This window comes from Bradyrhizobium sp. BEA-2-5 (assembly GCF_032918025.1).
GTDB lineage: Bacteria > Pseudomonadota > Alphaproteobacteria > Rhizobiales > Xanthobacteraceae > Bradyrhizobium > Bradyrhizobium pachyrhizi.
In genome coordinates this window covers 4,859,133-4,881,420 of record NZ_CP136629.1, presented here as the reverse complement: position 1 = coordinate 4,881,420, position 22,288 = coordinate 4,859,133, and the positions used below count along the sequence as shown (strand labels likewise).

19 protein-coding genes and 1 pseudogene are annotated in these 22,288 nt (G+C 65.0%); 13 read left to right on the top strand and 7 right to left on the bottom strand.

Features of this window, described 5'->3' with window-relative positions:
* Nucleotides 1-233 precede the first annotated feature (233 nt).
* From RX327_RS22890 to RX327_RS22875, 4 genes are all read left to right on the top strand, one after another.
* Nucleotides 234-1,157: a division plane positioning ATPase MipZ gene (locus RX327_RS22890; protein ID WP_317247202.1), complete on the top strand. Its 924-nt coding sequence runs from the start codon at nt 234-236 to the stop codon at nt 1,155-1,157.
* A gap of 385 nt (nt 1,158-1,542) precedes the next feature.
* On the top strand, nt 1,543-2,484 hold the full coding sequence (locus RX327_RS22885; RefSeq protein WP_317247201.1) for an alpha/beta fold hydrolase: 942 nt from the start codon (nt 1,543-1,545) through the stop codon (nt 2,482-2,484).
* A gap of 89 nt (nt 2,485-2,573) precedes the next feature.
* Nucleotides 2,574-3,314, top strand: a complete 741-nt coding sequence (locus RX327_RS22880; protein ID WP_317247200.1) for a VWA domain-containing protein — start codon at nt 2,574-2,576, stop codon at nt 3,312-3,314.
* Between the two features lie 84 nt (nt 3,315-3,398).
* The gene (locus RX327_RS22875; RefSeq protein ID WP_317247199.1) at nt 3,399-4,118 is read left to right on the top strand and encodes a DnaJ domain-containing protein; all 720 of its coding nucleotides are present in this window, start codon (nt 3,399-3,401) and stop codon (nt 4,116-4,118) included.
* Between the two features lie 239 nt (nt 4,119-4,357).
* On the opposite strand, the gene RX327_RS22870 is transcribed toward RX327_RS22875, so the two are convergent.
* A complete protein-coding gene (locus RX327_RS22870) occupies nt 4,358-6,154 on the bottom strand; it encodes a D-alanyl-D-alanine carboxypeptidase (RefSeq protein WP_317247198.1) in 1,797 nt (598 codons plus the stop codon).
* 423 nt (nt 6,155-6,577) lie between these two features.
* On the opposite strand from RX327_RS22870, the gene RX327_RS22865 reads away from it, so the two are divergent.
* Nucleotides 6,578-6,916, top strand: coding sequence for a phasin family protein (locus tag RX327_RS22865; protein ID WP_317247197.1), 339 nt, complete (start codon nt 6,578-6,580; stop codon nt 6,914-6,916).
* Between the two features lie 72 nt (nt 6,917-6,988).
* Here RX327_RS22865 and RX327_RS22860 read toward each other — a convergent pair whose 3' ends face one another.
* On the bottom strand, nt 6,989-8,869 hold the full coding sequence (locus tag RX327_RS22860) for a TadE/TadG family type IV pilus assembly protein (RefSeq protein WP_050385755.1): 1,881 nt from the start codon (nt 8,867-8,869) through the stop codon (nt 6,989-6,991).
* 345 nt (nt 8,870-9,214) lie between these two features.
* The gene (locus tag RX327_RS22855) at nt 9,215-9,391 is read right to left on the bottom strand and encodes a hypothetical protein (protein ID WP_160321774.1); all 177 of its coding nucleotides are present in this window, start codon (nt 9,389-9,391) and stop codon (nt 9,215-9,217) included.
* Between RX327_RS22855 and clpS the strand changes: the two genes are divergently transcribed.
* Nucleotides 9,384-9,716, top strand: a complete 333-nt coding sequence (gene clpS / locus RX327_RS22850) for an ATP-dependent Clp protease adapter ClpS (protein ID WP_317247196.1) — start codon at nt 9,384-9,386, stop codon at nt 9,714-9,716. The two genes, RX327_RS22855 and clpS, sit on opposite strands and share 8 nt — an antisense overlap.
* 258 nt (nt 9,717-9,974) lie before the next feature.
* Nucleotides 9,975-12,383, top strand: coding sequence for an ATP-dependent Clp protease ATP-binding subunit ClpA (gene clpA / locus RX327_RS22845; RefSeq protein ID WP_317247195.1), 2,409 nt, complete (start codon nt 9,975-9,977; stop codon nt 12,381-12,383).
* A gap of 84 nt (nt 12,384-12,467) precedes the next feature.
* On the opposite strand, the gene RX327_RS22840 is transcribed toward clpA, so the two are convergent.
* From RX327_RS22840 to RX327_RS22830, 3 genes are all read right to left on the bottom strand, one after another.
* Nucleotides 12,468-13,889 carry an MFS transporter gene (locus RX327_RS22840; RefSeq protein ID WP_317247194.1) on the bottom strand — a complete coding sequence of 474 codons (1,422 nt, stop codon included), beginning with the start codon at nt 13,887-13,889 and terminating at the stop codon, nt 12,468-12,470.
* A gap of 124 nt (nt 13,890-14,013) precedes the next feature.
* Entirely contained in the window at nt 14,014-14,367 is a 354-nt protein-coding gene (locus RX327_RS22835; RefSeq protein WP_050385758.1) for a PilZ domain-containing protein, read from the bottom strand.
* A gap of 163 nt (nt 14,368-14,530) precedes the next feature.
* Complete coding sequence (locus RX327_RS22830; protein ID WP_317247193.1) at nt 14,531-15,487, bottom strand: helix-turn-helix domain-containing protein; 957 nt, start codon at nt 15,485-15,487, stop codon at nt 14,531-14,533.
* A 207-nt stretch (nt 15,488-15,694) separates the two neighbouring features.
* Here RX327_RS22830 and RX327_RS22825 point away from each other — a divergent pair.
* Both RX327_RS22825 and RX327_RS22820 read left to right on the top strand, forming a co-directional pair.
* Nucleotides 15,695-16,703, top strand: a pseudogene (locus tag RX327_RS22825) (carbon-nitrogen hydrolase family protein).
* 30 nt (nt 16,704-16,733) lie between these two features.
* Nucleotides 16,734-17,786 carry a phenylacetaldoxime dehydratase family protein gene (locus tag RX327_RS22820; protein ID WP_050385761.1) on the top strand — a complete coding sequence of 351 codons (1,053 nt, stop codon included), beginning with the start codon at nt 16,734-16,736 and terminating at the stop codon, nt 17,784-17,786.
* Nucleotides 17,787-17,818: 32 nt separating this feature from the next.
* On the opposite strand, the gene RX327_RS22815 is transcribed toward RX327_RS22820, so the two are convergent.
* Nucleotides 17,819-18,754, bottom strand: a complete 936-nt coding sequence (locus RX327_RS22815; RefSeq protein WP_317247192.1) for a glycine reductase — start codon at nt 18,752-18,754, stop codon at nt 17,819-17,821.
* A 92-nt stretch (nt 18,755-18,846) separates the two neighbouring features.
* Here RX327_RS22815 and RX327_RS22810 point away from each other — a divergent pair, with 92 nt between their 5' ends.
* The 4 genes from RX327_RS22810 (at nt 18,847) to RX327_RS22795 (ending at nt 22,286) form a co-directional block, all read left to right on the top strand.
* The gene (locus RX327_RS22810; RefSeq protein WP_317247191.1) at nt 18,847-19,959 is read left to right on the top strand and encodes a lytic transglycosylase domain-containing protein; all 1,113 of its coding nucleotides are present in this window, start codon (nt 18,847-18,849) and stop codon (nt 19,957-19,959) included.
* A 191-nt stretch (nt 19,960-20,150) separates the two neighbouring features.
* Complete coding sequence (locus tag RX327_RS22805; RefSeq protein WP_050385764.1) at nt 20,151-20,903, top strand: AzlC family ABC transporter permease; 753 nt, start codon at nt 20,151-20,153, stop codon at nt 20,901-20,903.
* Nucleotides 20,900-21,244 carry an AzlD domain-containing protein gene (locus RX327_RS22800; protein ID WP_317247190.1) on the top strand — a complete coding sequence of 115 codons (345 nt, stop codon included), beginning with the start codon at nt 20,900-20,902 and terminating at the stop codon, nt 21,242-21,244. The genes RX327_RS22805 and RX327_RS22800 overlap by 4 nt, the downstream gene beginning before the upstream one ends.
* Before the next feature lie 61 nt (nt 21,245-21,305).
* Nucleotides 21,306-22,286, top strand: coding sequence for a Bug family tripartite tricarboxylate transporter substrate binding protein (locus RX327_RS22795; RefSeq protein ID WP_063779929.1), 981 nt, complete (start codon nt 21,306-21,308; stop codon nt 22,284-22,286).
* Nucleotides 22,287-22,288 lie beyond the last annotated feature (2 nt).

The following is a 22,288-nucleotide window of genomic DNA, read 5'->3' as shown; positions in this document are numbered from 1 at the left end:
GACGGGTTGGCGTTCGGCAGGTCACGCAGCTTACCAAGTCCGAACCACGATCGGCAAACCGGCCGATAAGCCTTACACGATCTCGAACGCGCGCGGATCAAAGCCGCCGATCGACTCAGCAGTCTTGCTTGATCGATTCATCAGCATGGCCGCAATTGATTTCCTGTCGCAGCGATGCATTTCACTTGACCGCAGCGGCGCTCGCTTTGAAGATCATTGCGGGGATTTGAATCATGTTGGTGCAGGCTCGTCAGGGTCAATCCGGCTCCGCACATGTCATCGTGCTCGGCAACGAGAAGGGCGGCTCCGGCAAATCGACCACCGCATTGCACATCGCCGTTGCGCTCCTCAAGGCCGGCCAGCGCGTCGCCACGATCGATCTCGACTGCCGCCAGCAAAGCTTCACCCGCTACATCGACAATCGCCAGGCCTGGGCGCGACGCACCGGGCTCGACCTCGAGCTCCCGGTACACCACTGCATCAAGTACGGCGAGACGATGCAGATCGAGGAGAACGAGAACGCGGAATTCCAGCAGTTCATGGCCGCGGTGAGTGCGGTGGAACGCGCCTATGATTTCATCGTCATCGATACGCCCGGCACCGACAGCTATCTCATGCGGCTCGCTCATTCGATGGCCGACACCCTGGTGACGCCGATCAACGACAGCTTCCTGGATTTCGACGTGCTCGGTACCGTCGATCCCGCCAACTACGCGGTGACGGGTGAGAGCCACTATGCCGAGATGGTGCGAGACGTCAGGCGCAAGCGCCGCCAGCTCGACGGCGCAACCACCGAATGGATCGTCGTGCGCAACCGCCTGTCGATGCTCGGCTCCCGCAACAAGCAGCTCGTCGCCGAGGGCCTGAAGGATTTGTCGCTGCGGCTCGGCTTCCGTTACGTCGACGGCTTCGCCGAGCGGGTGGTCTATCGCGAATTCTTCCCGCGCGGGCTGACGGCGCTCGATGACATCGACGAGGCGACGCTCGGCACCCGCCCGAGCCTTGGGCACGTTACCGCGCGGGAGGAGGTAACGAGCCTGCTCCGCCAGCTCAAACTGCCGCTCGACGAGCGCGGTCGGCGCCGCGCGGCCAACCGGGCCGAGTGGTTCAACCAGGTCGACAAGCCGCTCGAGGTCCACGACATCCTCGGCAGCTAGGCCGCCAAGCTCTCCCTCGGGCAGGTTCCACGGCCGGCGCAGCAGGTGACGATCGTCACTTCCTGGACGGTGCAGAAGCACGGTAGTCTTGCGGGGTTTTCGGCCACTCCGTCGCCAATATGCCGGAACAAAGCTGGCCAGATCCGGTTTTCCCAAGCCAGCCGCGTTCCCGCTCCCGGTCGGTTGGTCTTGAGGTATTATCGTGCCGCAGAGCCATGGCGCCAGAAGCGAATGCACAAAGGTTGTGTGCACCGCACAATGAACGTGCTGCGAAGTCCCAACTTTTAGACTTCCTGTCACAGCGCTGTGACATATATTCTCAAAAGGAGGCCGAAGAGTCTCCGGCCAAGAACAGCCCTGAAAAGGCGGGCACCTCGAGGACGTCATGAAGCGTGGAATTCTCGTTCTGCTTTCTCTCTCCGTGGTGATCACGGCGGCCTATTTCACCGCGAGCAAGTGGGCGATCCGTCACGAAACTCTCATGTTCAAGGACCCGACGCGCGATGAGCGGCCGGTCGCGGTCGACGTTGCCGTGCGCTTCGACAAGGAGATGCAGGCCGACGCTGGCATGATAACGCTGCCGGTTGCGATCCTCAATCATGGCAATACCGTCAAATTCACCGAATATTCCTTCCTCGCGAACGTGTTCGCGGCGCGCGGCTATCTGACCATCAGCATTCAGAACGACCTGCCGTCGGACGGACCGATGGTGACCAAGCCCGGCGAGCTCTATGTCGGCCGCCTGCCGCAGATCCTGCGCGGCGTCGCCAACATCAAGTTCGCGATCGAGGAGATGAAGAAGCGCCAGCCGAACGCGGACTACGACAAGGTGACGATGGTCGGCCACTCCATGGGCGGCGACATCACGATGTACTTCGCCAAGCAGTATCCGGATGAGGTCAAGAAGGTTGTCACCCTCGACAATCTGCGCGTGCCCTTCGTCACCGCCGGCAAGTTCAAGATCCTGTCGTTCCGTTCGCATGACTCGCAGTTCAAGCCGGATCCGGGCGTCGTTCCCGATGCCGACGAATGCGAGAAGGCCGGCATCACCGTGGTGAACACCAACTTCCAGCACAACGACATGCGTGACACAGGGCCCGAGAAGGCCAAGGACTCGATCCAGGCCATGCTCGATAAATTCCTCGCCGACACCGACAGCGCTGTCGCGCCGGTCGACACCAGGAATGCGCCGCCGAATATTCTGGAGCCCGGTCCCGTCTCGCTCTACGTGCCGGTCGAGAAACCTCAGACCTTGACCGATAAGCTCAAGAAGTCGCTCTCGCTGACCAAGACCGAGACGAAGAAGGATCCGTCGGTCACGAACTGACGGGGCGGCCCGCGGTCCAGGCTGGCCTCTCACGTTGACCAATCCACTGCCGCGGCCCACATAGTGTTTGCTGTACGAGGCAAGCGCTGATGGCCGGCAAGACGATCAAACCGACATCCGGAAGCGATGTACGCCCGGCCCATGAGCCTGGCGTGCTGACATCCAGCGCGAACGACATCGCGGCATTCGTCGCCAGGGCGCGAGCGATGTCGCCGCATCGCGCCGGCGCCCACGGCAGGCTGGTCTTCGCGCTGGATGCAACGATGAGCCGGCAGCCGACCTGGGACCTGGCCTGCGCGCTCCAGGCCGACATGTTTCGCGAGACCGCAGCGCTCGGCAGTCTCGACATCCGGCTGGTCTACTATCGCGGCTTCAACGAGTGCCGTGCCACGGGCTGGATCTCCGACAGCGCCAAGCTGGCGGCGCTGATGAGCAAGATCGATTGCCGCGGCGGCGATACCCAGATCGGCAAGGTGCTGAGCGAGACGCGTCGCGAAGCGGTCGAGGCAGGGGTGCGCGCCTTGGTGTTCGTCGGCGACGCGATGGAGGAGAGCGCCGACGATCTGTGCGCGAAGGCCGGCGAGCTCGGCCTGCTCAAGGTGCCGGTCTTCATGTTCCAGGAGGGCAGGGATGCGACCGCCGAGCAAACGTTTCGCCAGATCGCGCGCCTGACCGGTGGCGCCTGGTGCCGGTTCGATCCCGGCGCGGCGGCGCAGCTGCGCGAGCTGTTGCGGGCAGCTGCGGCCTATGCAGCCGGAGGACGCGAAGCGTTGCTGAAACTGGCGAAGACCGCGAGCGGCGCGGCGCTTCTGATCGGCCAGATGAAGTAGCGCCGCGTCGCGTCAGGCTCCGCCTGACGCCGGTGAAACGAAGCTTCGCATGCTTTTTGTCGCCGGGCCGCCTATATTCCCGACATGCCAACGCTGATCGCCGGCGTCATCGCCGTTGTCGTCCTTTATTCCGCGCTGCAGATGTTTCGTGCGGCCAATCCCGCCGTGCTTGCGCGCGCGATCAAGATCGGCGGCGGGGTGCTCGCCCTCGCGGTCGCAGCCTTTACCGGCGTGCGGGGCGAACTGGCGGTGGCAATTCCGCTCGGCATCTTCGGTGCCGGACTGCTCGGCTGGTCGCCGTTCGGAAGCACCGGATTTCCCAATCTCGGCGGCATGTTCGGCGGTTCGCGCAGCCAGGGACAAAGCTCGCGGGTGCGCTCGCAATATCTCGATATGGCCCTCGATCACGGCAGCGGCGTGCTCAGGGGCCAGATCGTGGCCGGACCGCAGGCCGGCCGCATGCTCGATGAATTCGACCTGTCGCAGCTACTGGCGATGGTCCCGACGTTCGACGCCGAGAGCGTGGCCTTACTTGAAAGCTATCTGGACCGCCGGTTTCCCGCTTGGCGTCAGAACGCGCAGGGCGATGCGGCAGGGCGGCAGCGCCGCACGGCGGCGAGCGGCAAAATGACGGCGGAGGAAGCCTATCAGATCCTTGGCTTGCAGCCGGGAGCGGGGCGCGACGACATCAGCCGGGCCCACAAAGCCCTGATGAAGAAACTCCATCCCGACCAGGGGGGCTCGACGTATCTCGCTGCCCGGGTAAACGAGGCCAAGGATACTCTGCTTCGCACGCATCTCTAACTCCGGCTACGCTACCAACGCCACAGCCGAGAGCTGCCTTCCGTTTCTGATTGATGCCCCGTCTGGCCCGCCGCTGTCCGGCGTGGCCGATCGCTCTTTCGGGAAAACTTAACCGTAAAATCTTGACGAGAAGTTTCATGGTTGCGCCGCGCGCGGCCGGCCGGCCGTTTTCGCGGCGGCAAAAACAAAACGGCCGGCGCTTGCTGCGCCGGCCGTTTGAAATCAGCAGATGCTGGCGATCAGTTGCGCACGGTGATGCAGGAGATCTCGGCGCGCTTCAAGGTGCGGCAGACGGCTTCGGCCTGGTCGCGCTCGAGCCCGGCGAAGCGGGCGCGGTAGAGCTTGCGATTGTCCTTGGCGACAACCGGCTCGGTGAACGGATCGGCCTTGCTGAGCAGGCCGCGGGCGGAGCTGCGGGCCAGGTCGATGCGCTTGTTGGCCTCGCCCTCGGACTCCAGCGCGCCAACCTGGATGATCCAGCCGGTATGCGCGGCGCTCGGCCTGGCGGCGCTGGTCGACGGAGCGGCCTGCACGCTGCGGGTTGCGGGTTCGATCGAAGCCACGGCCTGCGGTGCCGGGGCAGCGGGTGCATGGACGGCCGAGGCCGGCAGCACGCCGAGGATGCCGTTGCCGGTGCCGAAATTGGCCGGCTGCGGCGGCATTTCCGGCCTCGAGGTCTCGGCGGCTCGCGCCATCATCGCATTGGAGGTCTCGGGGACCTCTCCGCGCGAGGGGATCGTGTTGGTGATCGGAGGCGCGGACTGCGCCGGGCCGGCCGCGGCGAGCTTGATCTGGCCGGCCTTGACCTGCACCGTCTTCACCTTGACCGGCTTCATCGGTTCAGCCGAGCCGGGAATCGCGGCGATCGGCTGGGTCTGGATCACGCCTGAGGTCAGCGGCGCCGGCTCGGGCTTGGCCTGCGGCTCCGGCTTGGCCGGGAGCGGCGGCAGCGCAGCGGCGGCCGCCGCCATCAGCGAGGGCTTGCTGGCCGGGCGCGGCGCCTGGATCGCGGCAGCCGCAGCGGCGGGCTCCGATGCCGCGACGGGCGAAGTGTCCGGCGCGCGCGCATTATCCGCGTCGGCGACCTCGACATTGGCGTCGGCCGGATTGCGTTCGGTGATCGCGGCGGCAGTGCGGGTGGTCGCGGCCTTCCCGACGTTCTCCGCGAGCAGGTTGCGCATGATGGCATCGCGCGAGCCGCCGCTGCGGCCGCCCAGCACCACGCCGATCAGGTGGCGGTTGCCGCGGCGGATCGAGGTAACGAGGTTGAAGCCGGAGGCGCGGGTGTAGCCGGTCTTGATGCCGTCCACGCCCTCGACGCTGCCGAGCAGGTGGTTGTGGTTGCGGATCGATTGGCCGCGGAAGTTAAACACCGAGGTCGAGAAGTAGCGGTAATAGCGCGGGAAGCGGTCCTGGATCGCGCGGCCGAGGGTCGATTGATCGCGCGCCGTCGTCACCTGCTCATCGTTGGGCAGGCCGGAGGCATTGCGATAGACGGTTCGGCTCATGCCGAGCGCGCGGGCCTTGCGGGTCATCATCCGGGCGAAATCGTCTTCGCTGCCGCCGATCGCCTCGGCGATCACGACCGCGGCGTCATTGGCGGAGCGGGTGACCAGGCCCTTGATGGCGTCTTCGACCTTGATGGTCGAGCCGGGCCGCAGGCCGAGCTTGGTCGGATCCTGATTGGCGGCGTGCTGGGACACCGGCATCTCGGTGTCGAGCTTCATCTTGCCGGATTCGAGGCGCTCGAACAGCAGATAGAGCGTCATGATCTTGGTCAGCGAGGCGGGGTGGCGCAAGCCGTCGGGACTGGTGGCGGTGAGCACCGAACCGGTGTTGCCGTCGACGATGATCGACGCGAATTGCGGGCTGTAGCTCTCGCGCGCTTCCTGGCTGTGGTGGTGACGGGCGTAGTGGCGCCGGTGACGGCGCGCCTCGGCGCTATCACTCGTGATCAGGATCGCCGTCGTGACGGTCACGAGCCCAAGAACGCCAACTCGCAGCGCCCGCGAGGAGGCCAAGGTTGTTCGAAGCATCTACTTCCCCGTCCCAATTTCTATCTAGATCACTGGCTCGTGAGGCGAAATTGTGCCCGGCGGCCATCGATCCTTGCCTGCGCAACAAACCACTCCGGGCAGCACCGTCGGCCCAAATGGCGGCTCAGGTCGCTCTTCTAGCTAAGGTGTTGTTCACAAACAGCTTTCGAGGCTGTCTGTCGGAAGGCGAACAAAGTCCGGGAATCAGGTTAGGCGGACCGAGTTTCCAAAAGATTAAGCAACCGTTGCGTAGTCCCCCGGGGTTTATCGCGAATGCAGGAGATTCGGGGCTGTGTGATTGTGCGATGCACAATATTTATTGACTCTATTGTGCGATGCGATATGGCTATCGGCGTCAGGGGGCCGGGAGCTTCCCGGCAATGGGAATTTGCGCCTTCAAGTCTGGGAAAAGGAATTCCATCCATGGTCAAGATCGAAGACATTCAGAACTACGGCAAAGAGCATTTCGAGTCGGTCACCGCATCGGCGAACAACCTGCAGAGCGGCGTCCAGGCGATCGCCAGCGCCTATGGCGACTACACGAAGAAGTCGTTCGAAGACACCAAGTCCTTCGTCGAGAAGCTGTCCGGTGTGAAGTCGCTGGACAAGGCGATGGAAGCGCAGACCGATTTTGCCCGTTCCGCCTACGAGACCTTCGTTGCGGAATCGCAGAAGATCGCCGGCCTCTACAGCGACCTCGCCAAGCAGGCGTTCAAGCCCTATGAGGGCCTGGTCTCCAAGTTCGCGCCCGCCGCTCAGTAAGCGCAGCGGACCAAGACAAGCGAAAAGCCCGGCCGTTTGGCCGGGCTTTTTTGTTGTGCCTGAAGCGCGCGACTATTTGGCCAGCCGCAGCTTGCTGAGGGCGGTTCCGATCGTGTTGAACGTCGTTAGGATCTGGGTCGAACTAGTCAGCATGAAGAATTTGTCGGGCGTGCTGGCGCAGTTCTTCAGGACGGTCGAGGTCGGATCGGCGGGCGAACTCGTGTTCACCTGGATCGTGTAGATCGTGTACAACGGCGCTCCGTTCGAATCCTTCGCGTTCTGCAGGTTTTGGCACATCAATGCCTGCCTTGCGTCGATCGGATTGCCTGAGGCCTGCGAGCTTCCGTCGCCGTAGTCGGGCCAGCGGTCCTCGGTATTCAGACCGTCGGACAAGAGGATAATGACCCGGTTGTAGGTCGTGTTGGTGTCCTCCGACGGCGTGTTCAGCGGGCCGCCCACCAGCAGCGACTGCCACGCCCAAGCGAGCCCGACGGCTTGGTTGGTGCCGCCGGTCGGCTGCATCGCGTTGACTGCCGTCTTGAGCGCGCTCCAGTTATAGCTCAGCGGAATGATGGGCTCGAGCGGCGTCGAGGCGCTGCTGTTGCAATAGAATGTGCTGTTCTCATAGTACTCGTTGGCCGGGAACAGCGTGGTGACGTCGGATGATGCCGGCAGCACGCCGGTCGCATCGTTCGGCTGGGTGCGGTCCGTGATGCAGCCCGTCCAGTTGCCGATCGGATTGGTGGAGGCCTGCCGCCAGTCGTTCTTCACCGTGGGGGTCTGACTGGTCGAGGTCCACTGGTTGTTGGTCCACCCGACAATGGCGCTGACCCGGGGCTGGCTCGTATTGTCCACGGTATCGTTGGGGCCCGGCTGCGTCCAGTCGTGGGTATACAGCTTGCCGGTGCACTGATAGACGCCGCCGGTCGTCTTGCAACTGCAGCCGGACACCGCGTTGCCCGTGGAGTCCGTCGGACATGCACAGGAGTTCGAGCCGCTGCAGAACACGCCGGTGCCGGCCGCAGTGCTCACCCAGCAGCCATTGTAGCGCGTATGCGAGTTCGCATCGACGCTGGGGCAAATGTAGCCGGAATAAGTCCCGCTCGACGGGATGTAGTTCGTGTTGGACGTGCTGGTCGGGTTCTTCGTGCAGGTGAAGCCGCCATTGTTGTTGGTCCAGGGGCATCGCGCACCGGGTCCGACCGCGTGCCAGTTCATCGGCAGGCTTGCTTGCATGGTGCCGTTCGCGGGCTGCGTGGTCGGCGGATTGAGCCAGTCGGTCCAGTCGATCCAGCTCTGGCCGACATTGCTGGTGCCGACATTGACGACCTTGGCGAACGGAATGACGGAGATGTAGACGTCACCGTTGTTCTTGCTCAGCGCGCTGAGCTGGTCGATCAGTCCGCCGGTTCCGGCCACGGCGTTGCGTAGCGCGGTGATCTTGCCGTCCTGCGCCATCGATCCCGTGTTGTCGAGGGCTAGGGCGACGCGCATCTTGACGTTGCCCCAGGTGGTGGTCGTCGAGCTCTTGAAACCCAGCGTCGGAAAACCGGCCAGCTGCATGAAGTCGGATTTGATGTGGCCGGATCCGCCCAGCAGAATGTTGGCCGCCGCGCCAGAGGTCGGGGTCGTATAGTTGGCCGTGACGGAAATGCCCTGGCCGTCCTTGTTGGTGTAAAGCGCCGTGAAATAGGTCTGCGCCTTGCTCGGGATCTCCGCGGCCGTGATGTTGCCCATGGTCAGATCCTTGGACAGCATCAGCGCGGTCGAATCGAGCGCCGCCTGCATCGCGGAGCGGGCGTTGTTGGCGCGGGTATAGTCGATCGCGGCTCCCACGAAAGCGAGGAGCGGCAGCATTGCGAAGGTGAAGATCACCGCGACATTGCCGTTATTTGCCCTGGAAAACCGGCGAGCAACCGCGCAGACGCGATCGGAAATGGCTGAACCAAGCATGGTACTCTCGTCGAAATGGATTGCTGTGGCATCTCGACCGGCGCCGCTAAACAGATGGTGAATCAGGCGCCGGAAACCCGGCAGGGCGGCGCGGGGGAGGCTCAAAAGCAGGGCAAAAGCACTCGCTATCCTCAATGACGTCTAAATTAGCGGCCCGACTCCTTTGTCAAATCAGGCAGAAATGATTAACCTTCCGAGGGTTGCCGCGCCGGGAATCGGACCGGTGGGCCGCGCCGGGTCTGCGCTTGCGGCAGGGCCTCGCGAGGCCCATATTCGGGAGGTCGATCCGGCCGCCGGATCGGACCGGGAGCGGCAATCTGGAAAGCATTGCTGGGGGTTCCGCGATCAGTCTTGCGGCAATCGCGACCACCGTCCAACTGCCATCCGGTTTCCCGCCATCCGGCTTCCCTTGGGGAATTCGAACGCCTGAGCCATGTTGCGATCCACGTTGACAGTCCCGATTTCCGAGCCGGTTTCTTCGATGCCGGCGGTGGGCGCCGCGCCGGCGCCGAAAATGAACAATGACGACAACCGGAATGGGGCGGGCAGCGGCCCGTCGACCTCGGTCATCACCAAGGTCAAGCCCAAGACCAAGCGGCCGAACCTATATCGCGTGCTGATCCTGAACGACGACTACACGCCGATGGAGTTCGTCGTCCACGTGCTGGAGAAGTTCTTCAACAAGGACGTCGAAGCGGCGACCAAGATCATGCTGCACGTCCATCATCACGGCATCGGCGAGTGCGGCGTGTTTACCTATGAGATCGCCGAGACCAAGGTGACGCAGGTGATGGACTTTGCTCGCAAGCACCAGCATCCCCTGCAATGCGTGATGGAAAAGAAGTAGGTCGCTGGAACGACTGACCCGCCGCGAGGCGCGGAACGGGTCTTGCATCGCGGTTTTTGATGGTGGTGAACGGCGTTCCCGTACGATCACGGGCGTCGCCGCGCGACGCCCCGATGCCCCGAATTTAGAAGAAAACCATCATCGCGGGACCGGTCTTTCGCCACGATCCGTCGTAACTATATCAAAGGCGATCACGAAGGTTGTTGTTGCCTGACCGGGCGAGGACGATCATGATGGTGGGGGCCATAGAGGACGCGAATGCCGACTTTTTCCCAAAGCCTTGAACAATCCCTGCATCGTGCGCTGGCGATCGCAAACGAGCGTCATCACCAATACGCGACGCTCGAGCATCTTTTGCTCTCACTGATCGACGACTCCGATGCAGCCGCGGTCATGCGCGCCTGTAGCGTCGATCTCGACAAGCTCCGCACGAGCCTCGTCAACTACCTTGAGACCGAATTCGAGAACCTGGTGACGGATGGCGCCGATGACGCCAAGCCAACCGCCGGTTTCCAGCGCGTGATCCAGCGCGCGGTGATCCACGTTCAATCCTCCGGTCGCGAAGAGGTGACCGGTGCCAATGTGCTGATCGCGATCTTTGCCGAGCGCGAGAGTCATGCCGCGTATTTCCTGCAGGAGCAGGACATGACGCGTTATGACGCGGTCAACTACATCAGCCACGGCATTGCCAAGCGGCCGGGCGTGTCCGAGGCGCGCCCCGTGCGCGGCGTCGACGAGGAGACCGAGACCAAGGGCAACGAGGACGCCAAGAAGAAGGGCGAGGCGCTCGAGACCTATTGCGTCAACCTCAACAAGAAGGCACGGGACGGCAAGATCGATCCGGTGATCGGACGCAATTCCGAGATCAACCGTGCGATCCAGGTGTTGTGCCGGCGGCAGAAGAACAACCCGCTGTTCGTGGGCGAGGCCGGCGTCGGCAAGACCGCGATTGCGGAGGGTCTTGCCAAGCGCATCGTCGACAGCGAGGTGCCGGAGGTGTTGGCGGCCGCGACCGTGTTCTCGCTGGACATGGGCACGCTGCTTGCTGGCACGCGCTATCGCGGCGACTTCGAGGAGCGCCTCAAGCAGGTGCTGAAGGAGCTCGAGGCGCATCCCAACGCCATCCTGTTCATCGACGAGATCCACACCGTCATCGGTGCGGGCGCCACGTCGGGCGGGGCGATGGACGCTTCGAACCTGCTCAAGCCGGCGCTGGCGTCGGGCACCATCCGCTGCATGGGCTCGACCACCTACAAGGAATATCGCCAGCACTTCGAGAAGGACCGCGCGCTGGTGCGGCGCTTCCAGAAGATCGACATCAACGAGCCGACCGTCGAGGACGCGATCGCGATCCTGAAGGGGCTCAAGCCGTATTTCGAGGACTACCACCGGCTGAAGTACACCAACGAGGCGATCGAGGCCGCCGTTCAGCTCTCCTCGCGCTACATCCACGACCGCAAGCTGCCGGACAAGGCGATCGACGTGATCGACGAGTCGGGTGCGGCGCAGATGCTGGTCGCCGAGAACAAGCGCAAGAAGACCATCGGCATCAAGGAGATCGAGACCACGATCGCCTCGATGGCGCGGATCCCGCCCAAGAGCGTGTCGAAGGACGATGCCGAGGTGCTCAAGCATCTCGAGCAGACGCTGAAGCGCACCGTGTTCGGCCAGGACAAGGCAATCGAGTCGCTCGCGGCTTCGATCAAGCTGGCGCGTGCCGGCTTGCGCGAGCCGGAGAAGCCGATCGGCTGCTATTTGTTCTCGGGTCCGACCGGCGTCGGCAAGACCGAAGTCGCCAAGCAGCTCGCGGCGAGCCTCGGCGTCGAGCTGCTGCGCTTCGACATGTCCGAATACATGGAGCGGCACACCGTGTCGCGCCTGATCGGCGCGCCTCCCGGCTATGTCGGCTTCGACCAGGGCGGCCTCTTGACCGACGGCGTCGACCAGCATCCGCATTGCGTGGTGCTGCTAGACGAGATCGAGAAGGCGCATCCCGATCTCTACAACGTGCTGCTCCAGATTATGGATCACGGCCGGCTCACCGATCACAATGGCAAGCAGGTCAACTTCCGCAACGTGATCCTGATCATGACCACGAACGCGGGTGCGTCCGATCTCGCCAAGCAGGCGTTCGGCTTCACGCGCTCGAAGCGGGAAGGGGACGACCACGAGGCGATCAACCGGCAGTTCGCGCCGGAATTCCGCAACCGTCTCGATGCCATCGTCTCGTTCGGCCATCTCAGTGTCGAGGTGATCGGCACCGTGGTCGAGAAGTTCGTGCTTCAGCTCGAAGCGCAACTCGGCGATCGCGACGTCACGATCGAGCTGTCCGAGCCGGCCAAGGCCTGGCTGGTCCAGCACGGCTACGACGAGCAGATGGGCGCGCGTCCGATGGCCCGCGTGATCCAGGAGCACATCAAGAAGCCGCTGGCCGACGAGGTGCTGTTCGGCAAGCTGAAGGGCGGCGGTCACGTCCGCGTCGTTCTGGTCAAGGACGAGGCCGACGAGACCAAGGACAAGATCGGCTTCGAGTTCGTCGAAGGCCCGGTCACGCCGAAGCCCGAGAACCTGCCGCCACGCAAGCGCAAGCCGCCGAAGGGTGGTCCCAACGGTGGCGGAGGCGGCACCAAGGGGCCGGCCTCAAAGGGGCCGATGGTCAAGGTCTGAGGCGCGAGCGAACAACCACACGGAAAGGCCGGCTGAACAGCCGGCCTTTCTGTTTCTGGCGGTGGGAGGCGCGTCTCCGCGCCGTCACTCGCCCTTCAGCCGCTGGCCCTCCTGGACCCGCACCCGGTCGGCGCCGCGGCTGCCGGCGGTGGACAGCCGGAGCGTGCTGAGTACAGCCCCCACGACGGCAAAGCCGACGCCGACCATCAGCGAGATCCGGGTGCCGTCAGCCGGATAGCGCGCCAGCAGCAGCGCCACCAGCGCTGCCCCCGTGGTCTGGCCGAGCAGGCGCGCCGTGCCCAGCATCCCGCTGGCGCCGCCGGCGCGCTCGCGCGGGGCGGCCGCGATCATGGTGCGGTTGTTGGGGGTCTGGAAAAGGCCGAAGCCGGCACCGGCCAGCGCCATGCGCCAGATCACGTCGATCGGTGTCGCGTTGGCCGGCATCAGGGCCAGCGTGCCCAATCCCGTCGCGAACAGCAGCAGCCCGATGCCGCCGAGCAGGCCGGCCGGATAATGTTCGACGAGGCGGCCGGCGAGGGGGGCCGCGAAGGCCACCGCGATCGGCCAGGGCGTGATCAAGAGGCCCATCTGCACCGCCGAATAGCCGAAGCGGCTCTGGAGATAGAAGGGGATCGCGACGAAGGCCAGCATCTGCCCGCAGAACGATGCGATCGAAGTGCCGATCGAGAGCGCGAAGATCGGAATCCGCAGCAGGTCGACGGGCAGCAGCGGCGAGGGCAGATGCTGCTGCCGCCGGTACAGCAAATGCGAGGCGACCGCGGCAACAGCGAACTCCAATGCGCAGAGATACAGCGACCCGCCATGGCCGGCGCTGTCGATCGCGCTGATGCCGAACCCGAACGCGATGGCGCTCAGCGCGGCGCTCTGCCAGTCGAAGGCGTGAACCGCAGGCCTCGTGTGCGGCAGGAAGCGCCAACCCAGCGCCAGCGTGACAATGCCGAGCGGGACATTGATGGCGAACAGATACGGCCAGGTCCCGACCGCCAGGATGAACGAGGCGATGGTCGGGCCGACCGCAGCCGAGATCGCGACCACCAGCGCGTTGAGCCCGATGCCGCGGCCGAGCTGGCTGCGCGGATAGGTGAAGCGCACCAGCGCCGCGTTGACGCTCATGATGCCGGCCGCGCCAAAGCCCTGGAGGATGCGCGCGGCCGTCAGCAGCGGCAGCGTGTGCGCCAGCGCGCACAATGCGGAGGCCAGCGTGAACAGCACCAGTCCGACCAGATAGACGCGGCGATAGCCGACGATCTCGCCGAGCGAGGCCAGCGGCAGCAGTGAGATCGTGATCGCGAGCTGGTAGCCGTTGACGATCCAGATCGAGAAGGCCGGGCTGGCTTTCAGATCGCGGGCAATGGTCGGCAGCGCAACGTTGGCGATCGAGCCGTCGACGACGGCCATCACGAGGCCGAGCGCGATCGTGAGAATGGCCCAATTGCGCTGCGGTTGCGGCAGCCCGTCGGGATGCTCGATGATCGCGGACGACATGTGGTGGAGTGGCTCTCGGTTCCGGCGTTGCGGGGATTACCGCATGCTGGATTAGCCCGGCCTTTGCAACCCCGAATGCCGGATGCCGGCCGCGACGGGAACGAGGGCTCCGAGCCGAGATGGCTCAGCCCTGGCCGAGCAATTCATTGATGCGCCGCTGCAGCTGCCGCTTCTTGATCTCGCTACGGCGGACCCGCTCGTCGAGATCGCTGACCGGCGTGTCGGAAGTCATGATCCGGAAGGCGAGGCCGACCTTGTTGGCCTGGCGCCAGATCAGGCGGGCCAGGAACCAGCGGCCCTTGCGTGCGACGCTGAGATTCATCTCTTCGGGCAAGTGTGCGGCATCGCTAAATTCAACGCAGGCACCGCCTTCACTGATGTTGCGGACGACGCAATCCATCGTCGAGCCGCGTTCATTGATCTCCGCAACCGCACCATAGAACACCTTCTCGCGTACGCTCTGGCGCCGGTCCTGCATGGGGAAATCCTCCAAATGAACGGCACGACTGTACCGGTCGGCACCAGCGAAAAGAAGGGCGCCGGGGAACCGGTTGCAGTTAGTGTAAATATTTGCTCCCGCGAGGGCGTGGATTCCCGGCTATTTTGCGCCGCAAGAGACCCTTGGCTTCCCTCGAAAAGCTTTAGTTCGGCAGCCGGCTTTGCCGCCAGTTGCGCGGCGAGAGGCCATAGTGCTCGCGGAAGACGCGGCCGAAATGCGAGAGGTCGTTGAAGCCCCAGCCGAATGCGACCTCGCTGATGTGGCGATGGGCGAGCACAGGCGAAGCGAGGTCGCGCTTGCAGCGCTCCAGCCGCTGCGCCAGCACGAAGCGCTGGAAGGAGGTATCCTCGTCGGCGAGAAGATCGTTGACGTAGCGCGGCGAGATGCCGAGCGCGCCGGCCGCCTCGGTGAGGTTGAGCTCGGGGTTCGGCAGATGCGCGAGCACATGCGCCTTCAGCCGGTAGAGCAGCGCGGAGCGGTGGGTCGAGGCGGGCAGCGCGGCGCCGCCGAGCCGCTCGCTCATCGCCATCGCGAGCAGGTCGGCGGCCTGGTCGGCGAGGCGGATCGCGTTGTCAGGATCGAGCTTGTCGGCGTTCTCGGAGAGCCCCGCGATGAACTGCCAGGCGAGCCGCTGCACGGGACGATCCGATGTGAACGTGGTCGCAGTTAGGCCCTGGGTGCCGGCGAAGCGCCGGTGCAGCATCTCGCGCGGCACCTTGAAGATGGTCTGCGTGAAGGCGTCGTTGAACTTCAGCTCATACGGACGCGTGGTGTCATAGAGCGCGAACTCGCCGGGATGGATCACGGTTTCCCGGCCGTCCTGCAGCACGCTGCCAGTGCCGCTCCGGCCGAGCGCGAACAGAACAAGATCCTCGCTGGCGCGTGCGATCCGCGACGGCGTGCGCAGCACCCGTTGCTGGCTCGACGAGACAACGGAGCATTTCACCGCGCCCAGCTGCGTGCTGGTGATGGCGCCGTGGAAGGCGGTGCCGAGATCGGACTTGCAGTCGAGCTGCACGAACACGTCGCAGACGATGTCCTGCCAGAGCGCAAGGCGCCGATGGGTGGGCGCGTCTTCCGTGGTGAACAGGGCCGGCATGATTTCCTCCCTTCACGAGTGCAAACGCTGGCCACGCAAACAAAGCAAGCTTCATACCGGGGACGGCCGGGGAATCTCCTCCGCAGTCGAATTTTCCTTCCGTCCTGGTCGAGCGGGGTACCCGGTCCCGGGGCAGCATGATGTCAGAGGCCGCCATGGCCGATCAAGCACGAACCGGCCGGAAGCGTCGGCCGCGAGGAGGACATCATGGGCATCGAACATCCGAAATACCGCGTTGCGGTGGTGCAGGCCGCACCTGCCTGGCTTGACCTCGAGGCCTCGATCGACAAGTCGATCGCTCTGATCAGGGAGGCCGCGGAAAAGGGCGAAGCTGATCGCCTTTCCCGAGGCCTTCATCCCCGGTTACCCCTGGCATATCTGGATGGACTCGCCGGCCTGGGCGATCGGCCGCGGCTTCGTGCAGCGCTATTTCGACAATTCGCTGTCCTACGACAGCCCGCAGGCCGAGCGGCTGCGCGAGGCCGTGCGCAAGGCAAAGCTCACCGCCGTGGTCGGCCTGTCCGAACGCGATGGCGGCAGCCTCTATCTGGCGCAATGGCTGATCGGGCCCGACGGCGAGACCATCGCAAAGCGCCGCAAGCTGCGGCCGACCCATGCCGAGCGCACCGTCTATGGCGAGGGCGACGGCAGCGACCTTGCCGTGCATGCGCGGCCCGACATCGGCCGTCTCGGCGCACTGTGCTGCTGGGAGCATCTCCAGCCGCTGTCGAAATACGCGATGTATGCCCAGAACGAGCAGGTCCACGTCGCGGCCTGGCCGAGCTTCTCGCTCTACGATCCCTTCGCGCCGGCGCTGGGTGCCGAGGTCAACAACGCCGCCTCGCGCGTCTATGCGGTGGAGGGCTCCTGCTTCGTGCTGGCGCCTTGCGCGACGGTGTCGCAGGCCATGATCGACGAGATGTGCGACCGCGACGACAAGCACGCGCTGCTGCATGTCGGCGGCGGACACGCTGCGATCTACGGGCCGGACGGCAGCTCGATCGCCGAGAAGCTGCCGCCCGATCAGGAGGGCCTGCTGCTCGCCGATATCGATCTCGGCGCGATCGGGATCGCCAAGAACGCCGCCGATCCGGCCGGGCACTATTCGCGCCCCGATGTCACGCGTCTGCTGCTGAACAGGAAGCCCTCGAAGCGCGTCGAGCATTTCGCGCTGCCGCTCGACAGCCTTGAGGAGATCGACGCGGCCGCGAGCTGAAAGCACGACATCCAACTGGAGGCGACTGCCATGGAATCCGCCATTCCATCTCATCTGCAGACAGCCCGATCGCGTCATCGGCGTGTGCCCGACGACTACGCGCCGCCTTATCCGTCCTTCGTCGCGCGCCACAAGCCCGCGGTCACGTGCGTGATCATGGCCTATTTCGGCGTGCAATATCGCGGTGAGCGGAGCGCGGCGGCGACCGACGCGCTGGCGCAGATCGCAACGCGCTTCGCCAGAGAAAACGGTCCGACGCATTGGGACCGTGCGCAATATGTCGACCAGGCCGGCTACACCAACGTCGTCTCGGTCGCCTATTGGGACGATGCCGGGCGTTTCGACGCCTGGTTCGACGGTGCGCGCGAGGCCTGGACCGGTGGCGGCGCCACTGAGGGCGTCGGCCGCTTCATCGAGGTGCTGCGGCCGCATGTTGCGCGCTACGAGACGCTGTTCTCGTCGCTCGGCCGTCCGGAGGGCGTCGCGGTGCTTGCCGACGGCATGAGCGGAGAGGTGCAGGAGCACGCCTATTGGGGCGGTATGCGCGACCGTATCCCGCTGTCGCAGACCGACGCGATGACGCCGGGCGGCGAGCCGCGCGTGATCCGCGACGGCGCACGTATCCGTGTGGTCGCGCATGACAATCTCTGCCTGATCCGCTCCGGACAGGACTGGAGCGACACCGAGGCATCGGAACGCAAGATGTATCTCGACGATGTCGAGCCGGTGCTGCGCGAGGGCATGGATTTCCTGCGCGACGACGGTGTGCCGATCGGCTGCTATGCCAACCGCTATATGCGCGTCGTCGATGCGGAGGGCAGGCCGACCGAAAAATCCTACGGCCAGAGCTGGTGGAAGAGCCTTGCGGCACTCGAGCGCTGGGCGGAATCGCACCCGACCCATGTCAGGATTTTTGGCGCGGCGATGAAGTATCTCTCGACTTTGGGGCCGAACGCCAAGCTCAGGCTGTATCACGAGGTCACGGTGGCAGGCGCCGACGAGCAGTTCTTCGAATATCTCGGCTGCCATGAACGGACCGGCATGCTCACCGCCGTACAGGTCGCCCGAGCGACGACACCTTGAGTTGGCAAAATGCTCGTGTCTAACGCCGAGTCTTACGCGACGCGCTCGCGCAGCCCTTTGGCGACTTCCTTCTGCGCGTCGAACTCGCGGCGCAGGCGGGCCAGCTCCTCGGCGCTGAGCGTGTCTGCGTTGTTGTAGTCGAGCTTCCAGGAGGCATCCTCGCTCCAGCGCAGCGGCGACTGCATCGTGGTCTGCGGACCGCTTGCGGTCTCCAGCAGCTTGAGCGCGAGCTCCAGCGTCTGCGCCTGCGAGGCGATGTCATGCGGCTTGCCGGCGGAATTGCCGAGCGGGAAGTCGCTGAACAGAAAGCGCGGAACGGCCGCGTGCTCGATGATGTCCTTGGCGCAGCCCATGATCACGGTCGCAATGCCGTTCTGCTCCAGATGCCGCGCCACCAGAGCCGTGGTCTGGTGACAGACCGGGCAGTTCGGCACCAGCACGGCGACGTCGACTTTGTCGTCACGGCAGCGCTTGAGGATTTCGGGCGCGTCGGTCTCGATGGTGACGCGGTGGCTGCGGTTGGTCGGGGCGCCGAAGAAGCGCGGCGCGACTTCGCCGATCGTGCCGGCGGCGGCGAGGCGCTTCAGCTGCGCCATCGGGAACCAGGTGCCGCCGTCGGTCGCCGTGGTGTGGGTGCGGTCATAGGCGATGTGCGAAATCCGCAGATCGTGCAGCTTTGATGTGTCGCCGTCATAGACCGAATAGAATTTTGCGCCGCCATTGTATTTCGCACCGGGACCCTGGTCGCCCTTGGCCGGATCGAACGGCGCGGCCGTGGTGATGATGGTGACGCGCGACTGCGCCAGCGGCTTCTTCAGCGGCTGGAACGGCGCCGCGGTGTGATGCGCCCAGCGATACGGCGTGGTGTAGCCGATCGCCGCGTAATAGTCCCGCGTCCGCTGCATATAGCCGATCGGGGCGTCGTCATCGGGGGCAAAGCCGAGTTGATCGTCGGATGCTGCGGCCATTTTGCGCTCCCTTTTGCGCGCCATCATTTCAGTCCATAGCTAGACCACGAGCTTGCGGTGTCAAGCCGCGCCCGCACGGGAACAGAATTGCCATGCGAACCGGTCGTTGCGCCGCATTGGTCATGCTTGTGCTGCTGGTGCCGCCGGCCCGGGTCGGCGCGGAGGACGCACCGGCCGCGGCCCCGGCGCCGCCGCCAGGCGCCGAGCAGCCGGCAGCGCCGCCCCCGGACAAGCCCGCTGAGAAGCCCGCGGCGGTCCCGGCGGAGCCGCCTGCGCCACCGCCGGGAGAGCAGGCCGCACCATCGGCCGAGAAACCTGCCGCGCCCCCGGCGGATACGCCCGCGGCGCCAGCCGAGAAGCCCGCGGCGGCGACCGACGACAAGCCCGCGGATGACGCGCGCGAGAGCGACACGCGGGAGTCGATCTGCCTGATCGTGGAGGCGGCTGCGCGCGATGCCAATCTTCCGCTCGAATTCTTCGCCCGGGTGATCTGGCAGGAGAGCCGCTTCCAGGCCGATGCGGTCGGCCCGATGACGCGCAACGGCGAGCACGCACAAGGGATCGCGCAGTTCATGCCGGGCACTGCAAGCGAGCGCGGGCTGCTCAATCCATTCAATCCGGTGCAGGCATTGCCGAAGTCGGCCGAGTTCTTGAACGAGCTGCGCAACCAGTTCGGCAATCTCGGCCTCGCCGCGGCGGCCTACAATGCCGGTCCGCGCCGGATCCAGGACTGGCTCGCCGGCTCCGGATACATGCCGCAGGAGACGCGCAATTACGTCTCCGCGATCACCGGCTCCAGCGTCGACGACTGGGCAGCCGCCGGGCGCAACGGCAAGATGCCACAGCGCGCGCCGACGAAGAGCTGCCGCGAACTGATGGCGTTGCTCAAACGCGCGCCCAACCCGTTCGTCGCAGGGCTCGAGCAGCACGTCACGCTGTCGGCGGCCAAGGTCTGGGGCGTGCAGCTCGCGGCCGGCTTCGACCGCAACAAGGCGCTGGCGATGTATTCCCGCGCCATCAAGCGCCTTGCCAACGTGATCGGCGATCAGGATCCGAGCCTGCTTTCTTCGCGGCTACGCACCCGCGGCAGCGCGACCTTCTACCAGGTGCGCATCGGCGCCGACACGCGCCCCGAGGCAGACGGCCTGTGCAACCGCATCCGCAAGGCGGGCGGGGCGTGTTTTGTTCTAAAGAACAGGGCGTGATTGCGTGGATCCGTAGCCCGGATGAAGCGAAGCGCAATCCGGGACAGCTCTCGCCGGTCGCAAGAGCGGCCCCGGATTTAGCTGGCGCTTCATCCGGGCTACCAAGGCGCATACCGGACCTGTGCCGTCTCTTGCTTGACCCTGCGTTGTCCGCGCCCTAATCCGCCGCGATTGCAAACCATCCGTTCCCCGTGGCGCTTCCTCCGCTCGATTCCCCGCAATGGCACACCTCATTCCGCGCCTTCCTGTGGGGCGCGCGGTCGATCGGCGCGACCGTGCTGACCCTGGTGCTGTTTGCGACCTATCTCGGCATCGGCGCGCTGGCGCATGATAGCGGCTTCTCGCTGGGTTGGACGCTGGCGAGCACGGCGTTCGTATGGGCTGGCCCTGCGCAGATCATCGTGATCACGACACTCGGCTCCGGCGCCACCGTGCTGCAATCGGCGATCGCGGTCACGGTCAGCGCGATCCGCCTCTTTCCGATGGTGGTGTCGGTGTTGCCGATGATGCGCACCGAACAGACCAAGCGGCGGCATCTGATCCTCGTGGCGCATCTCACCGCCGTCACGCTGTGGGTCGAGTGCTTCCGCTTCCTGCCGCAGGTGCCGCGCAACCGGCGGATCGCCTTCATCCACGGGCTTGGCTGCGGGCTGGTCACCGTCTGCCTGATCGCCAACACGATCGGCTACATGCTCGCCGCCAACCTCACGCCGCTGTTCGCCGCCGGCATGCTGATGCTGACGCCGCTCGCCTTCCTGTTCTCCACGGCGCGCAACTGCCGCGAGCTCGCCGACGTCATCGCGCTGGTGCTCGGCCTGTTGCTGTTTCCGCTGGCGGCGATGCTGAACAGCGGCGTCGACATCCTGGTCAGCGGGGTCGTCGCGGGCACCATCGCCTACGGCGTGCACCGGGCGAGGGCGGGCATCGTCGGGGCGCGCGCATGAGCGGTTTCATCGGCGACTGGCACGCGCTCGCCGTGCTGTTCGTCGCCGGCGTCGTTCCGAACCAGATCTGGCGCATGCTGGGCCTGTGGTTCGGCGGTGGCATCGACGAGGGCTCGGAGCTCCTGGTCTGGGTGCGGGCGGTCGCGACCGCGATCCTGGCCGGTGTCATCGCCCAGATCGTGGTGGAGCCGCCTGGGGCGCTTGCCAGCGTGCCGGACTGGCTGCGTTACGGCGCCGTCGCCGCGGGCTTTGTCGTGTTCATGCTGGCGAGGAAATCGATCTTCGCCGGCGTGATCGCGGGCGAGATCGTCATGATCGCGGGCAAATACTGGCTCGGCTGATTGCGGCGTCCGCATTATCCGCTACTCTCGCTTCCCAAGAACAAGACAACGGGGAAACGGCATGCAGCGGCGCGCATCATCGCTATTCATTGTTGCTCTGACGGCGTTGCTGGCGGCGACGCTGCCGGCGCGTACCGCGGATTATCCAACGCGGCCGATCAAGCTCGTGGTGCCCTATGCCGCGGGCGGGCCGACCGACGTGCTCGGCCGCATCGTCGGTGAATATCTCGGGCGCGATCTCAAGCAGGTGGTCGTGGTCGAGAACAAGGCCGGCGCGCAGGGCGCGATCGGCGCCGAGGCCGTGGCGCGCTCCGATCCCGACGGCTACACGCTGTTCGTGACGGCCGCCTCTATCTTCGTGCTCAATCCGCTGCTCTACAAGAAGCTGCCCTACGATCCGACCAAGGATTTTCGCCTGCTGTCCGTCATCACGGACGCGCCGATGATCATGGAGGTGCATCCCTCCGTGCCGGCAAAGACGATCGCGGAGTTCGTCGCCTACGCCAAGAAGAATCCCGGAAAACTCAATTTCGGATCGGCGGGCACCGGCGGCACGGTTCATCTCGCCGGCGAGATGTTCAAGCAGATGGCTGGCGTCGAGATGACCCACGTGCCCTACAAGGGCGCGGGGCCGGCGCTGACCGATCTTTTGTCCGGCAACATCCAGCTGATGTTCGACACGCTCGGCACCGCGCTGCCGCCGGTCAAATCAGGCATGCTGCGTGCGCTCGGCGTCAGCTCGACCGAGCGCATTACCGATCTGCCCGATCTGCCGACGATCGCCGAGAGCGGTTATCCCGATTATGCGGTCAGCGTCTGGTATGGTATCGCAGCGCCGTCGAAGGTGCCCGACGACATCGCCGACAAGATCAAGGCAAGCCTCGACCGGGCCTTGAACGATGAGGCGTTCCGCGCTTCGCTGCTCAAGATCGGTTTCCCGCCGCTGCGCGCGAAGAGCCTGGCCGAGATCGACAAGTTCGTGAATACCGATCGCGCGCGATGGGCGGGCGTGGTCAAGGCGTTGAACATATCGCTGGATTGACA

Coding starts and splice junctions, on each gene's coding strand:
- clpS (WP_317247196.1), top strand. CDS start 9,384: ATGAACAATGACGACAACCGGAATGGGGCGGGCAGCGGCCCGTCGACC.
- RX327_RS22800 (WP_317247190.1), top strand. CDS start 20,900: ATGAGCGGTTTCATCGGCGACTGGCACGCGCTCGCCGTGCTGTTCGTC.
- RX327_RS22810 (WP_317247191.1), top strand. CDS start 18,847: ATGCGAACCGGTCGTTGCGCCGCATTGGTCATGCTTGTGCTGCTGGTG.
- RX327_RS22795 (WP_063779929.1), top strand. CDS start 21,306: ATGCAGCGGCGCGCATCATCGCTATTCATTGTTGCTCTGACGGCGTTG.
- RX327_RS22840 (WP_317247194.1), bottom strand. CDS start 13,889: ATGTCGTCCGCGATCATCGAGCATCCCGACGGGCTGCCGCAACCGCAG.
- RX327_RS22890 (WP_317247202.1), top strand. CDS start 234: ATGTTGGTGCAGGCTCGTCAGGGTCAATCCGGCTCCGCACATGTCATC.
- clpA (WP_317247195.1), top strand. CDS start 9,975: ATGCCGACTTTTTCCCAAAGCCTTGAACAATCCCTGCATCGTGCGCTG.
- RX327_RS22820 (WP_050385761.1), top strand. CDS start 16,734: ATGGAATCCGCCATTCCATCTCATCTGCAGACAGCCCGATCGCGTCAT.
- RX327_RS22835 (WP_050385758.1), bottom strand. CDS start 14,367: ATGCAGGACCGGCGCCAGAGCGTACGCGAGAAGGTGTTCTATGGTGCG.
- RX327_RS22870 (WP_317247198.1), bottom strand. CDS start 6,154: ATGCTTCGAACAACCTTGGCCTCCTCGCGGGCGCTGCGAGTTGGCGTT.
- RX327_RS22875 (WP_317247199.1), top strand. CDS start 3,399: ATGCCAACGCTGATCGCCGGCGTCATCGCCGTTGTCGTCCTTTATTCC.
- RX327_RS22815 (WP_317247192.1), bottom strand. CDS start 18,754: ATGGCCGCAGCATCCGACGATCAACTCGGCTTTGCCCCCGATGACGAC.
- RX327_RS22830 (WP_317247193.1), bottom strand. CDS start 15,487: ATGCCGGCCCTGTTCACCACGGAAGACGCGCCCACCCATCGGCGCCTT.
- RX327_RS22885 (WP_317247201.1), top strand. CDS start 1,543: ATGAAGCGTGGAATTCTCGTTCTGCTTTCTCTCTCCGTGGTGATCACG.
- RX327_RS22865 (WP_317247197.1), top strand. CDS start 6,578: ATGGTCAAGATCGAAGACATTCAGAACTACGGCAAAGAGCATTTCGAG.
- RX327_RS22860 (WP_050385755.1), bottom strand. CDS start 8,869: ATGCTTGGTTCAGCCATTTCCGATCGCGTCTGCGCGGTTGCTCGCCGG.
- RX327_RS22880 (WP_317247200.1), top strand. CDS start 2,574: ATGGCCGGCAAGACGATCAAACCGACATCCGGAAGCGATGTACGCCCG.